The organism is Photobacterium kishitanii (genome assembly GCF_000613045.3).
GTDB lineage: Bacteria > Pseudomonadota > Gammaproteobacteria > Enterobacterales > Vibrionaceae > Photobacterium > Photobacterium kishitanii.
Window position 1 is genome coordinate 3025072 of sequence record NZ_LN794352.1, and the last position, 14472, is coordinate 3039543.

8 protein-coding genes, 3 tRNA genes and 2 rRNA genes are annotated in these 14472 nt (G+C 40.0%); 5 read left to right on the plus strand and 8 right to left on the minus strand.

The features are described from left to right. The first annotated feature begins 18 nt into the window (after positions 1-18). The 3 genes from fbp (at position 19) to PPBDW_RS13980 (ending at position 2116) form a co-directional block, all read left to right on the plus strand. A complete protein-coding gene (gene fbp / locus PPBDW_RS13970; protein WP_036796200.1) occupies positions 19-1032 on the plus strand; it encodes a class 1 fructose-bisphosphatase in 1014 nt (337 codons plus the stop codon). A 163-nt stretch (positions 1033-1195) separates the two neighbouring features. After that, on the plus strand, positions 1196-1723 hold the full coding sequence (ppa, locus tag PPBDW_RS13975) for an inorganic diphosphatase (RefSeq protein WP_036796201.1): 528 nt from the start codon (positions 1196-1198) through the stop codon (positions 1721-1723). Positions 1724-1735: 12 nt separating this feature from the next. Then, complete coding sequence (locus PPBDW_RS13980) at positions 1736-2116, plus strand: rhodanese-like domain-containing protein (RefSeq protein ID WP_036796202.1); 381 nt, start codon at positions 1736-1738, stop codon at positions 2114-2116. An 87-nt stretch (positions 2117-2203) separates the two neighbouring features. On the opposite strand, the gene tamB is transcribed toward PPBDW_RS13980, so the two are convergent. The 3 genes from tamB to PPBDW_RS13995 all read right to left on the minus strand — a co-directional run bounded on the left by tamB (position 2204) and on the right by PPBDW_RS13995 (position 8335). Next, positions 2204-5965 carry an autotransporter assembly complex protein TamB gene (gene tamB, locus PPBDW_RS13985; RefSeq protein WP_036796203.1) on the minus strand — a complete coding sequence of 1254 codons (3762 nt, stop codon included), beginning with the start codon at positions 5963-5965 and terminating at the stop codon, positions 2204-2206. Then, complete coding sequence (gene tamA / locus PPBDW_RS13990; protein ID WP_036796204.1) at positions 5962-7686, minus strand: autotransporter assembly complex protein TamA; 1725 nt, start codon at positions 7684-7686, stop codon at positions 5962-5964. Before tamA ends, tamB begins: the two co-directional genes overlap by 4 nt. Positions 7687-8125: 439 nt before the next feature. Continuing rightward, complete coding sequence (locus PPBDW_RS13995; RefSeq protein ID WP_036796206.1) at positions 8126-8335, minus strand: DUF1107 domain-containing protein; 210 nt, start codon at positions 8333-8335, stop codon at positions 8126-8128. A 167-nt stretch (positions 8336-8502) separates the two neighbouring features. Here PPBDW_RS13995 and PPBDW_RS14000 point away from each other — a divergent pair, with 167 nt between their 5' ends. Then, positions 8503-9054: a YtfJ family protein gene (locus PPBDW_RS14000; RefSeq protein WP_036796207.1), complete on the plus strand. Its 552-nt coding sequence runs from the start codon at positions 8503-8505 to the stop codon at positions 9052-9054. A gap of 75 nt (positions 9055-9129) precedes the next feature. Beyond that, positions 9130-9966 carry a TIGR03899 family protein gene (locus tag PPBDW_RS14005; protein ID WP_036796209.1) on the plus strand — a complete coding sequence of 279 codons (837 nt, stop codon included), beginning with the start codon at positions 9130-9132 and terminating at the stop codon, positions 9964-9966. A gap of 708 nt (positions 9967-10674) precedes the next feature. Here PPBDW_RS14005 and PPBDW_RS14010 read toward each other — a convergent pair. The 5 genes from PPBDW_RS14010 to PPBDW_RS14030 all read right to left on the minus strand — a co-directional run bounded on the left by PPBDW_RS14010 (position 10675) and on the right by PPBDW_RS14030 (position 14413). Next, positions 10675-10751 (minus strand) — tRNA-Asp (locus tag PPBDW_RS14010). A 32-nt stretch (positions 10752-10783) separates the two neighbouring features. Next, positions 10784-10899: ribosomal RNA gene (gene rrf / locus PPBDW_RS14015) — 5S ribosomal RNA — on the minus strand. A gap of 136 nt (positions 10900-11035) precedes the next feature. Beyond that, positions 11036-13929 (minus strand): 23S ribosomal RNA (locus tag PPBDW_RS14020). 287 nt (positions 13930-14216) lie between these two features. Further along, positions 14217-14292 (minus strand) — tRNA-Ala (locus PPBDW_RS14025). A 44-nt stretch (positions 14293-14336) separates the two neighbouring features. Next, positions 14337-14413: transfer RNA gene (locus PPBDW_RS14030), tRNA-Ile, on the minus strand. Positions 14414-14472: the final 59 nt, after the last annotated feature.

Genomic DNA, 14472 nt, shown 5'->3' on the forward strand with positions numbered 1-14472 from the left:
ATGATGCAAGGATTGTTTATGACCGATATTAGAACGCTTGGTGAATTTATTGTCGAGAAGCAGAATGATTTTCCTCACGCTAGTGGCGAACTATCATCACTACTAGGCTCAATCAAACTAGCGGCTAAAATCGTAAACCGCGAAATCAATAAAGCAGGACTGGTTGATATAACAGGGGCAGTAGGCACCGAAAATGTGCAGGGTGAAGAACAACAAAAACTTGACCTTTATGCTAATGATAAATTTAAAGCAGCATTAGAAGCACGTGATCAAGTCTGTGGTATTGCCAGTGAAGAAGAGGATCAAGCCGTCAGTTTTAACCGCCAATTAAATCGTGATGCTAAATATGTGGTGTTAATGGATCCACTAGATGGCTCATCTAACATTGATGTTAATGTATCCGTCGGCACCATTTTCTCAATCTATCGTCGAATATCTCCCGTTGGCTCACCTGCGACAGATGCAGATTTCCTGCAACCGGGACATCTGCAAGTTGCAGCCGGTTATATTATCTATGGCTCCTCAACAATGCTGGTTTACACTACTGGTAATGGTGTCCATGGCTTCACTTATGATCCCTCTCTCGGCGTATTCTGCCTCTCGCATGAGAATATGCAAATTCCGGTTGATGGCAATATTTACTCGATTAACGAAGGTAATTATATTCGTTTTCCATTAGGTGTAAAAAAATACATCAAGTATTGCCAAGAATGTGTTCCACAAGATAACCGTCCTTATACCTCACGCTACATTGGCTCCTTAGTTGCTGATTTTCATCGTAATTTATTAAAAGGTGGAATCTACCTTTATCCAAGTACAGCCAGTTATCCAAATGGGAAATTACGCCTACTTTATGAATGTAATCCAATGGCACTATTAATAGAACAAGCTGGCGGGCGAGCAACAGATGGTCAACAGCGTATTTTGGATCTTATTCCGACTGAATTACATCAACGAGTACCTTTTTTTGTTGGTTCAACCAATATGGTCAACAAAGTAGAGGCTTTCCTGCACGAAATAAATGATCAATAACAACAACAATTCAAGGTGGTGCTAGCCACCTTGATATTAATTAATTCTCTCTTTATCACCATCAAGTTCTTTTAAAAACACCTCAAGCGCTGCGGTTGTTTTTAGCCATAATCATGATAACCTCAATATACGCAACATTTAATTAACCAAAAAGGAATCTATCATGAGCTTAAATAAAGTGACTGCAGGTCAGGACATTCCCAACGATATTAACGTTATTATTGAAATTCCAGCCAATGCAGACCCAATTAAGTACGAAGTAGATAAAGCCAGTGGCGCGATATTTGTTGACCGTTTCACCTCCACTCCAATGTTCTATCCGTGTAATTATGGTTATATCAACCACACCCTTTCTCTTGATGGTGATCCTGTTGATGTATTGGTACCAACGCCTTACCCATTACTTGCGGGTTCAGTTATTCGTTGTCGCCCAATCGGGGTGCTAAAAATGACCGATGAATCAGGTGAAGATGCTAAAATTGTCGCGGTACCACATAGTAAACTCAGTTCAGAATACAATCATATTCAAGATATTGATGATCTTCCTAGTCTATTGAAAGCACAAATTGTGCACTTTTTCGAACACTATAAAGAATTAGAAGCTAACAAATGGGTCAAAATTGATGGCTGGGAGAATGCCGAGTCAGCAAAAGAAGAAATAATAACCTCATTTGAACGCGCGCAAAAATAACGAGGCCGAGTAATGAAACCAGCACTAAAATATGGGCTACTCATTACAACATTAAGTCTTAGTATTATAACGTCAATAAGTTATGCCAAAAATGTTTCAGTACAACAATTTTGGCAACTACAGCAGCAACAACCTAATGTCATTATTGATGTTCGAACCAGTGCTGAGTTTGCCGCAGGACATTTAAACTCAGCCATTAATATCCCTTACCAACAGATTGCAACTATAGTGACTCGTTATCAAGACAAGACTCAACCCATTTTACTTTACTGTAAATCAGGTCGACGGGCAGAGATAGCAGCAACGACACTAGAAAAACTCGGTTACACAGCAATCTACAACGGTCTTAACTATCAAAAACTTAAAACATCACAACCAATATCCACCCCATAAAGTGATGAGATAAAAAAAGCCCGGTTATTAATCTAACCGGGCTTTGTCAATTATTGGCACTCAATACATTGAATACCAATATTGTGATTAATTAAATTCAAATTGGTAAAGTAAATCCACCGCCTGATCAAGACCAGAAACCGCTTCAACATACAAATTACGCATTAATCGATAACGTAAAGTAAACTCATCAACTTGGTTGAAAATACCAACCCCATATTTCACCTGTAAGCCAGGAGCAATATAGCCACTGATCGTCACTTGTGAATCATCACCAGCACCAGAGGTGGATAAACTCAGATCTTTAACGCCAACAGCTTCGCCAACATCACCCACTAGTTGACCGCTTTGTGCTAGACCCATTCCAATCAATGCCGTTGTCATTGCACTATTACTATCACCTGAACCTTCAGAGTCAAGATTCTTACCGGTTAGAATATATGACAATGCATTTTGTTGCGGCATCGCAGGATCAGAGAATATATTGACTTCAGGTTTATCCGCAGGACCAGTAACTCGTACTCCGGCAATAACATCATCTTCTACATTATCAGGATCTCGAATCGCTTCGATAGAGAGATAAGGTTGTTCCGCTGGACCATTAAATAAGATTTGGCCTTTACGGATCAATAATTCTTGCCCTAATGCGCGGTAGTACGATCCTTTAGCAATATTTACTTCACCATAAATCATTGGTCCCTTACCTGCTTGGCGAATATTTAAATCACCTAACAAACCAGCTTTTAAACCAAAGGCTGACAATTTAACGTCATCACCAATATGAACAAAAATATTGGTTGTAATATCAAATGGCACCGCTGATTTTTCTTTCACTGGCTGTAAGTTATCTTTTAAGATCACTTGATCTTTCGATACTTTCACTGCAGATTTAGGTAATTGATTAACGGTAATCCGTCCCCATGGAATACCAATTTTACCAGTGATCTCTGCTGCAGTTGGTGATGCCTCAATAGTTAAATCAGGAGAAACCTTTAATGAAACCATCGGCGGTACACTAACTTTCAACTCTTTACCATTGATATTAAGCTTAGTTTTCCAAGCGGCCATATCCTGCCAGTCACCAGTACCACGCAGCAAAAGCTGACCATCAGGCGTATAAATATTACCGATTAAGCTGGCGTTATAACCATTAAATGCCAATTTAATATCTGCATTTTTGATATCTAACGGTACCTTACGCCCAGTTGCTTCAAGCTTAGTCACTTGTAATAAGCCATTAACCGCAGGATGTAGAATAGGTCCAGTCACTGTCAGATTAGTATCAACTTGACCATCAAACTTATGATAATCCTTAATTATTGGCTCAAGAAAACCTAGCGTAAAACGATCAAGCTTAACATTAGCATTAATCTGTTTATCCCCTTGCAGGTTAGTGATCTTGGCCTGACCGCTTAAATCACCATTATTTTTAATCGCAACTAACCAATTAGCATTTAACGCATTATCTTGCATCTCAGCATTGATTGTTACTTTATCCCAGCCTAATTTCAGTGGGTGTTCATCACTACTCATTTGCTGGCTTAACCCACCGGCAGGCATGATGATGTTAGCTTTTAGATATGGTGCTGTTTTAGGTGACCATTTCGCATCAACATTCGCCCCTAACTCACCATTAACTTTTAGCTCTGGTGGTAGAAAGGGTTTAAGCAAATTAAAATTAAATTTACGAACCGCTAATTGCGCTTGACCAGAAGTCCCTGCGGTAAGATCTTGCGTTAAACAAATCCCCGCTTGTCCTTGCTGCCAACAATGCGCTCCAACCGTCGCCATTGCTGTTTTAAGGTCATAACGAATCAAAGTCGGATGGTTTAGTACCCAATTACCAACAGGCGTACTAATATCACCTTTAGCTAACATCCCCTGCCAACCAGTTTGCTTATTAAAAGAGCCATCAATCAATAAATTGGCACCAACAGGATCACCTTTAGCATTAACCGTTAAACGATGTTTCTGCTCTGTGCCGTTAAATAAGACCTTAAGATCATCTAATGTGGTCGTGCCATATTTACCTTTTGCAGCCGTTAAACTGATATCCGCTTTCATGTCAGGTAACGGCGTCACATTACCTTTAAGATCAAACGATGCTAAGCTTGCTAATTGTTGCCAACCTAAATCATTACCTTGTAAATCAAGCTTAATATCTGGTGTTGCCATGCTACCTGATAATTTCACATCACCATTAACTGCACCATGTAAACCTTTTAATGATTTTGATAAATCTGGTGCATCGATCTTAGCAATCATGTCCCAAGTATTATCCAGCTGACCTTTCACCATCATGCCGTTAGGGCCATGTTTTAATGTCAGCCCTGGGGTATTTACCTGAAGTAAATCTCCTTTGCCGTTAATATCTGACGCATCTAACTGTCCAACAAGCGTTAATGCTTGTTTCATGATAGTGCCATCAACTGATAGTTGCGGCAGTTTTACAAACCAACCACCTTGCTTCGTTAATCCACCAGACGTTACAAATTTACCACTAACATTGCCTTTAGCCGCAGGCCACTGTAAACCAGGTTGAATATTAGCAAAGGCTAATTCTCCATCCCAAGTAACTAATTTTTTCCAATTCGCTTGCGCATTACCACTAATTACGCCGCCTAAGGTATTTATCTTTAAAGAAGAAAGATCGACCTGATTCAAGTCACCTTTACCATTAAGTGCTAATTTCACCGCCGGCATAGGTGTACCGTCGATGCTGCTTTTAGCCTTAAAAGTAAATCCTTTTAAACTACCTTTTGCGTCAATGACTGTATTATCAACGGTAAACTCAGCTGGTTTATCAATCGGCCACTGCAAGTGTTTACTCGATACTGCAACATCAAATGGGAAGTCTGCCTTAAGAGGCGATAACTGACCCTTAATAACAGCATCTAGCTTACCTTTTAGTTGAGCATCGATAAGCAATTTTTGTAATGAACCATGAGCTTTTAATGTTAATCGATGCCCATTAACTGGCTTCATTGCGATTTTAGCATCGGCATCTAATGTTAATGGATAATCACCCGCTAACGTCACTTGTGCTTTAGCGTTTAAATTAGCTTGCGGCGCATTAATTTGTAGTTTTTCAACATTAATCTCACTACCCTTTCCAGACGCAATCAGCTCAAGCAAAGATACTTTTTGTGGCGTTTTACCTTCCAATTCAAAGTTTTTAACTGTAAACCGTTCAATATCAAATGACATTGGCAATACAACATCAGGTAATGTAATCGCTGTAGCGTTCGACTTATCCTTAACATCTGTTGGAGAAGTGTTTTTTGATTTAACAGTATCCTTAACAGGAGCAAGCGCTAACTTAATATTCTGCCAGTCGGTTGGTTTTAATGTTACATGGCTACCAATAACAGTCGCTGCCGTTGCAAAATGTTGCCAACTCACTTTATTCGCCAATATATCAAGATCAATATTATCTAAAATGACTTTATCGACTTTGATCGGAATCGGAAGACTAATTTCTGTTACTGGTTTTGATGCTTGCTGAGGTTCCGTTGCTGGCGGTAATTTAGGCATTGAAAACTTAACCCCTTTTACGCCTAAATCTGAAATACAAATCTCAGGAGTCAGTAAACAACGCTCATCCAAGGTTAAATTTAATTGCTTAACAGCTAAATCCATATTGCTATCTTGATAGCGTACATCATCAATTTGGAAACCGCTTAACAACGATCCACTAGTTGTACCAATAGATAGTGCAGGTAAAGCCTTTTGCGCTCCCCAACTGGCAACTTTTAAGCCAGCAGGGGTGTATAAAATCACCGCAACGGCAATCACAACAAATAATAAAAGGGCTAAGATAGCCAGAGAAATACGCTTCACCCAGATCATAATTCAGGTCCTAGAGTAAAGTGAAGTTCAAACTTATTCTTGGCTGGCTTATCAAGCCCCCAAGCAAAGTCAATACGAACAGGGCCAACAGGTGATGCCCAACGCACACCAAAGCCCGTGCCTCGCATCCAATCTGGTTTATTATCATTCCATGTCGAACCATAATCATAAAATAGTGCGCCCCACCAATTGCCGTATAGGCGATATTGGTACTCAATACTAGAAGTCGCCATATATTGGCCACCCACCATTCTTCCGGCATCATTACGAGGCGAAATCGACTCATAACCGTAGCCTCTAATACTATTATCACCACCAATAAAGTAACGTAATGATGGTGGAATATCACGAATACTATCAGCTAATACAGCACCACCGGCAATACGGAAAATACCACGTTGATTTTCGCTTAAAGTACGAATCCAAGCAGATTTTGCCTGCAAACGAACTAAGCTTGTATCTGAACCTAATGATTTATCCGCAAATTCAACTGAAAAATTATATTTGCTACCTGAGGTTGGAAATATCCCGCCAGTGAATTCACTTTTACTGTAAGAAAGTCCTGGTAAAAATAAGTTAAAGGTACCCTCTTCATCACCAGCTTGCTTATATTTCTCATTAAGCCAATGTAACGATACTGTACGCTCCCAACCTGAGCTTAGCTTCCAATGACGCTCAACACCTAACCCTAATTGGGTACTAATAGTATCGTGATTATCAACATAACGGATACCGCCAACAATTTGATAATAATTATTTAGCACATCATCTAATGGAATTTTATAAGCAGCTTCAAGCTTCGGCTGCTCTTTAGATATTTCAGATTTAAGATAAAAACTATGGCCATTACTGGTAATCCATGGTTTTTTCCAATTAAATTTCAAACGTGGACCAGTATCGGTTGAAAAACCAATACCCGTTTCAATTTGATTTCTAACTTGAGGTGTTAAAGCAACCTCAATCGGAATTTTATCATCCTTACGTTTAGTGACATCACCGCCAACATAAATAGATGAAAACCAACCTACATTAGACAAACGTTCATTATATAAGCCTAATTTAGACGCTAAGTAAGGCTCATTTTCAGTATAAGGAATCATCGAACGAAGACGTTCATCCTTGATTTGGCTGCCAGTAAAATGCGTATCACCAAAAGTGTAACGACGTCCAGAATCAAAATCGATAGTAATGATCGCTTCATTACGAGTAGGGATCACGCCTAACTCGCTTTTCTTTAATTCAGCATCAAAATATCCTCGACGTATAGCTAAGCTTTGTAAGGAAGACTTTAACGCCTCATATTTACCTTGATTAAGAGCCTTACCTATTCCTAAGCCACTATTTTCTAATAATGAAATAAAAGCAGGATCATCTTTCGCATCTCCAGTAATAATAATATTACTCTGGCTTATATGTGTACGAGGGCCAGCATCAACAGTCACGGTAATTGCAATCTTTTTACCGCTGCCCTTTACATGATAATCATACGTTGGTTGATAATAGCCTAGCGCTTGTAAAGCTTGACTTATTTCAGACTTCACTTGCTCTTGAAAGCGCAACGTATCACTATAATCATTCTTAGAAATTGCTGATAAATACGCATCAACATTATCTTCGAGGCTACTTTTTAATCCCTTTACTTTAAGAGATGCCGCCATTGCCGGACTTGATAATACTAAGGCAAAAGATGCAATACCCAGCCACTGATAAACTTTATTCATTCGGATTATGCTTCTTGGAAAAATTAGATTCATTCACACGGTCTATTCTGGCAAGTGGTGTATATCTATACCAACACAACAATAGCTACAAATATTTATTGATAATAAACCACTCAATTCAAATATCTATCACTAACACACAATACTCATTAGGTTGCACATTCAAGTTCGAATGACTTTTCTGGCAAACACCAGAGAGAGTTACATAGTGACCAAATAACTCTAGAACAATTATCTACACTTTTTAAATAATCTAACCTAATGAGACACTAAATGTTATCAACAAGCGTTGCAAAATGAAAATGGCGATCTCATTATAAACCTATAATTTATCCATCTTATTCTGATAATTGTTTTTAAATAGTCATAAACAATGATTGCGATTAATTTCTATTATCTCAAAAAATAAACGCTCATACCTATATTGATTTGCTATTAGTTAAGCAATTATAGTAGAAAGTATTTGAATTTCTTTATTCACTTCTGATAATACATTCAATGCTTTAAGGTTAGCTGACTTAGGTGGAAGTAAACGACCATATTCAAATTCAAAACCACCAATTCCGATAATAAAAAGTCGTCCTTTAAAGAAGTTTTTAACATGTTTCGCTACTTGAATAGGACGATAAACTTGAAAAATTCTCAACATATATCCTCACATAATAATCAATGACACGCAGTTATTTTTATTAACAACAAAAAGATGCAAACAATTTGCCACATAAACAAAAATGATTAACAACGATAAGACAAGATCATTATCATGGGGAATATAATTCACTACACTAATAACACCATAAATAAATAAGGATTATTATGTATAAGAGACTATTAACAATACTTTTTATTGTTACATTGCCAACTTTAGCTCAAGCTAATAACATTGAAATAGGTACAACTTTACCAGCCGTTACAGTAACGAATAAAGGTGAACTAGTACTGAACAATGACAGTATTAGCTATCAATTTTGGCGTAGCACCAGATTAGAAGGGAAAACACGTATAATAATGGCAATCGCAGGAAGAAGTTCTGCAAAAAAAATCAATGCTAAATTAGTGAATGCTATTAGTGCTGCGCGCTTTCCGCAACAACAATATCAAACAACAACCATCATCAACCAAGATGATGCAATTTGGGGAACAGCTCACTTTGTAAAAAGTGTGACTGAAGAGAATAAAAAGAAATATCCGTGGTCATCTATTGTGCTAGATAGTAACGGCATCGTACAAAAAACATGGGATCTAAAAAAAGAAAACTCCGCAATAATTGTACTCAATAAAAATGCCCAGGTCGTATTCGTGCATGAAGGACAACTGAGCCAACAGCAAATAGAACGCGTAATCACCTTAGTGAAAAAAAATATATAAATTTTATTTATCACTTCAGAAATATTGATGATAGCCGTTATTAATAACGGCCTAATCGTGAATAGATATTTCATAATGACATCAACACAACAACCTTTAAAAAACACCTCTGCAAAACGACCATTAACTGACAGTAAGGCTCGCACCCAATCTTTAGCAAAACATTTTGGCTATGATGGCTTAATTCATTCAAATAATGGCTTATCATTGACAGAAAGGCACTTCAATAGCCAACAGTTACAACATCAATACGAACAGTATAATATCGAGAAAATATTCAAATTGACCTACGACGAGTGCCAGAATGAGACAGCAGCAGAACCAGATCCTGATTGGTTAGTGCGTTTCATTGAAATGGCAAAACATGTCTATAACCCATCTATGCAAAAATTATGGTCTAGGATTCTCAAAAAAGAGCTTATACGTCCAGGTACAACCTCTTTAAAAACATTAACTATTTTAATAACAATGACTCAAAAAGAGGCTCTGTTATTTCAACGAGTCATAAGTGTATGTTGCCAAGTTGGTAAGAATAAAGATAAAAAAATAATTACAGGCATCAAAGTACCAACAAGGTTCATTCCTTTTGGAGCAAAAATAAAACATTACTCCATCGCATATGACCAATACAATATCCCCTACTCCAGTATCGTTATTTTAATGGATTTAGGGCTAATACTAAAAACAGAATTCGAATCAAGTACAATTGATCATACCGCACAACTTCAAGTACATTTACGAGATACTCATTACACCTTACATTGCCATAATAAAAATATCTCTTTTACCTATTATCGAATATCACAAATTGGGCAAGAGCTTGCATCATTAATAGAATATAAAAATAATTCTGAATACAAAACTTATTTACTAGAAATATTCGCTAAATTATTTACAATCACAACAGAATAATATACTCCATATTAATTACATAATTAACTGATATTAAAATTATATATATCAAAGAATCTTGAGACACAAGTTAACAATCAGGAGTGAACAATATTACATCTGCAAAACCCCTCACAATTAAGTCACCCTTCCATTAATAACTTTTAATAATCTGATAGTTATTTATATAAACGACCATGATACAAATTAATAATATGACACTATTACTGAATAAAATCAGCCCTTCAAAAAACGAAAAAATAATAATCTTATATCTAAACGATTTATTTAGCTAAGTCTCCAACACTAAGAATATCGAATTAAAAATAGTCTAGTGTAAAATTCATATCATAATTTAATCAAATAGATAACTTTGAAGTCTATAATAAAAATAAAAATAAAAATAAAAATAAAAATAAATACATATAGCACATATTTATATATCTTGGAAAAGCAAAAAATACGAATATTATACCCTCTAAAATTATAGACTTTAAAATAAGAGCTAATTAGCTTTAAAAAGTTATCAGGACAACAAACATATATTTCTCGAAACTAAATGTATTCAAGTAACTTAGAGAACAAAGTCATTTCATTAAATCAAATAGGAGAAATTATAAAATATTCAGTAATGAATAATTTGAACTGATATATTACATCGCTAGTGAGAATTTATTTATCTACAGACGAAAAAAAACCTGAATCGTTAGATTCAGGTCTCTTTAATAATGGCGGAGTGGACGGGACTCGAACCCGCGACCCCCGGCGTGACAGGCCGGTATTCTAACCAACTGAACTACCACTCCGCAGTGTCTATTCAGCATTTAAGCAATTTGAAGCCTGGCGATGTCCTACTCTCACATGGGGAGACCCCACACTACCATCGGCGCTATTACGTTTCACTACTGAGTTCGGCAAGGGATCAGGTGGGTCCATAACGCTATGGTCGCCAAGCAAATTCTGTTTTATTTATCACCTTATGGCAATAAATAGCAATCTGGGAAAATCTAACTAGTTGTTCTCAACACGCATTCAAGCGTTTGCAGAGTCCGTCTCTTCTCTTTGGAGAAGAAAACCCCTTGGGTGTTGTATGGTTAAGCCTCACGGGCAATTAGTATCAGTTAGCTCAATGCCTCGCAGCACTTACACACCTGACCTATCAACGTTGTAGTCTTCAACAACCCTTTAGAGACCTTAAAGGTCTAGGGATGACTCATCTTGAGGCTCGCTTCCCGCTTAGATGCTTTCAGCGGTTATCGATTCCGAACTTAGCTACCGGGCAATGCATCTGGCGATACAACCCGAACACCAGCGGTTCGTCCACTCCGGTCCTCTCGTACTAGGAGCAGCCCCTCTCAATCATCCAACGCCCACGGCAGATAGGGACCGAACTGTCTCACGACGTTCTAAACCCAGCTCGCGTACCACTTTAAATGGCGAACAGCCATACCCTTGGGACCGACTTCAGCCCCAGGATGTGATGAGCCGACATCGAGGTGCCAAACACCGCCGTCGATATGAACTCTTGGGCGGTATCAGCCTGTTATCCCCGGAGTACCTTTTATCCGTTGAGCGATGGCCCTTCCATTCAGAACCACCGGATCACTATGACCTGCTTTCGCACCTGCTCGAATTGTCATTCTCGCAGTCAAGCGGGCTTATGCCATTGCACTAACCTCACGATGTCCGACCGTGATTAGCCCACCTTCGTGCTCCTCCGTTACTCTTTGGGAGGAGACCGCCCCAGTCAAACTACCCACCAGGCACTGTCCGTAACCCCGATAAGGGGCCAACGTTAGAACATCAAGCATACAAGGGTGGTATTTCAAGATTGACTCCACAACCACTGGCGCGGTTGCTTCAACGTCTCCCACCTATCCTACACATGTAGGGTCAATGTTCAGTGCCAAGCTATAGTAAAGGTTCACGGGGTCTTTCCGTCTAGCCGCGGGTACACAGCATCTTCACTGCGATTTCAATTTCACTGAGTCTCGGGTGGAGACAGCGTGGCCATCATTACGCCATTCGTGCAGGTCGGAACTTACCCGACAAGGAATTTCGCTACCTTAGGACCGTTATAGTTACGGCCGCCGTTTACCGGGGCTTCGATCAAGAGCTTCGACCGAAGTCTAACCCCATCAATTAACCTTCCGGCACCGGGCAGGCGTCACACCGTATACGTCATCTTTCGATTTTGCACAGTGCTGTGTTTTTAATAAACAGTTGCAGCCACCTGGTATCTGCGACTCCCGGCAGCTTAGAGAGCAAGTCTCATCACCGCTAGGAGCGTACCTTCTCCCGAAGTTACGGTACCATTTTGCCTAGTTCCTTCACCCGAGTTCTCTCAAGCGCCTTGGTATTCTCTACCTGATCACCTGTGTCGGTTTGGGGTACGATTTCTTATAATCTGAAGCTTAGAAGCTTTTCCCGGAAGCATGGCATCAATGACTTCACTACCGTAGTAGCTCGACATCGTATCTCAGCCTTAAGATGAACCGGATTTGCCTAATTCATCAGCCTACATACTTGGACCTGGACAACCGTCGCCAGGCTCACCTAGCCTTCTCCGTCCCTCCATCGCAATTATAAGAAGTACGGGAATATTAACCCGTTTCCCATCGACTACGCCTTTCGGCCTCGCCTTAGGGGTCGACTTACCCTGCCCCGATTAACGTTGGACAGGAACCCTTGATCTTCCGGCGAGGGAGTTTTTCACTCCCTTTATCGTTACTCATGTCAGCATTCGCACTTCTGATACCTCCAGCACACTTTACAATGCACCTTCAACGGCTTACAGAACGCTCCCCTACCCAATATGAACGAATTCATATTGCCGCAGCTTCGGTGTATAGCTTAGCCCCGTTAAATCTTCCGCGCAGGCCGACTCGACCAGTGAGCTATTACGCTTTCTTTAAATGATGGCTGCTTCTAAGCCAACATCCTGGCTGTCTGAGCCTTCCCACATCGTTTCCCACTTAGCTATAACTTTGGGACCTTAGCTGGCGGTCTGGGTTGTTTCCCTCTTCACGACGGACGTTAGCACCCGCCGTGTGTCTCCCGGATAGTACTTACTGGTATTCGGAGTTTGCAAAGGGTTGGTAAGTCGGGATGACCCCCTAGCCTTAACAGTGCTCTACCCCCAGTAGTATTCGTCCGAGGCGCTACCTAAATAGCTTTCGGGGAGAACCAGCTATCTCCGAGTTTGATTGGCCTTTCACCCCTAGCCACAAGTCATCCGCTAATTTTTCAACATTAGTCGGTTCGGTCCTCCAGTAAGTGTTACCTCACCTTCAACCTGCCCATGGCTAGATCACTCGGTTTCGGGTCTAATCCTAGCAACTATGACGCCCAGTTAAGACTCGGTTTCCCTACGGCTCCCCTAAACGGTTAACCTTGCTACTAAAATTAAGTCGCTGACCCATTATACAAAAGGTACGCAGTCACCCAACAAGTGGGCTCCTACTGCTTGTACGTACACGGTTTCAGGTTCTATTTCACTCCCCTCACAGGGGTTCTTTTCGCCTTTCCCTCACGGTACTGGTTCACTATCGGTCAGTCAGGAGTATTTAGCCTTGGAGGATGGTCCCCCCATGTTCAAACAGGATATCACGTGTCCCGTCCTACTCGATTTCACTAATAAAGCGTTGTTGGTTACGGGGCTATCACCCTGTATCGCGGTCCTTTCCAGAACCTTCACCTAACGCAGAACTAGCTTAAGGGCTAATCCGGTTTCGCTCGCCGCTACTACCGGAATCTCGGTTGATTTCTCTTCCTCGGGGTACTTAGATGTTTCAGTTCCCCCGGTTCGCTTCATTAACCTATGTATTCAGTTAATGATACTAGCTTATGCTAGTGGGTTTCCCCATTCGGAAATCCCAGACTCAAGTGGCTTTTACTGCCTAATCTGGGCTTATCGCAAGTTAATACGTCCTTCATCGCCTCTGACTGCCAAGGCATCCACCGTGTACGCTTAGTCACTTAACCATACAACCCCAAGAGGTCTTGTATGTTCAACTAACCAAGGTTTGCGTTTAATAATCCGATCAAGAAACTATTAAACATTGGTTTTTCGCCGGACTCGATACAAGACACTTGAATGTGTGTTGTTTTGAGAACTCGTTTTTATCCGAAGATAAAAACATTTTTAAAATCAATCTTTCGATTGAATTTACTAGTCAGCTTTCCAGATTGTTAAAGAACATGTAATCATCGTTAGATAACCACTTTTTAAAAACACTAAACTGTCTTTCAAGAAAAGTGCGTTTAAAGAGTGGTGGAGCTATGCGGGATCGAACCGCAGACCTCCTGCGTGCAAGGCAGGCGCTCTCCCAGCTGAGCTATAACCCCAACGATGTAAAAGACTATACCGCCACTTTTTCTGGGAGAAAAAGTGGTGGGTCTGAGTGGACTCGAACCACCGACCTCACCCTTATCAGGGGTGCGCTCTAACCACCTGAGCTACAGACCCAAGTCTTTTTACGTTCTACATTTCGACCAAGCAATCTGTGTGGACACTGCATAAAACAG

Coding starts and splice junctions, on each gene's coding strand:
- fbp (WP_036796200.1), top strand. CDS start 19: ATGACCGATATTAGAACGCTTGGTGAATTTATTGTCGAGAAGCAGAAT.
- ppa (WP_036796201.1), top strand. CDS start 1,196: ATGAGCTTAAATAAAGTGACTGCAGGTCAGGACATTCCCAACGATATT.
- PPBDW_RS13980 (WP_036796202.1), top strand. CDS start 1,736: ATGAAACCAGCACTAAAATATGGGCTACTCATTACAACATTAAGTCTT.
- tamB (WP_036796203.1), bottom strand. CDS start 5,965: ATGATCTGGGTGAAGCGTATTTCTCTGGCTATCTTAGCCCTTTTATTA.
- tamA (WP_036796204.1), bottom strand. CDS start 7,686: ATGAATAAAGTTTATCAGTGGCTGGGTATTGCATCTTTTGCCTTAGTA.
- PPBDW_RS13995 (WP_036796206.1), bottom strand. CDS start 8,335: ATGTTGAGAATTTTTCAAGTTTATCGTCCTATTCAAGTAGCGAAACAT.
- PPBDW_RS14000 (WP_036796207.1), top strand. CDS start 8,503: ATGTATAAGAGACTATTAACAATACTTTTTATTGTTACATTGCCAACT.
- PPBDW_RS14005 (WP_036796209.1), top strand. CDS start 9,130: ATGACATCAACACAACAACCTTTAAAAAACACCTCTGCAAAACGACCA.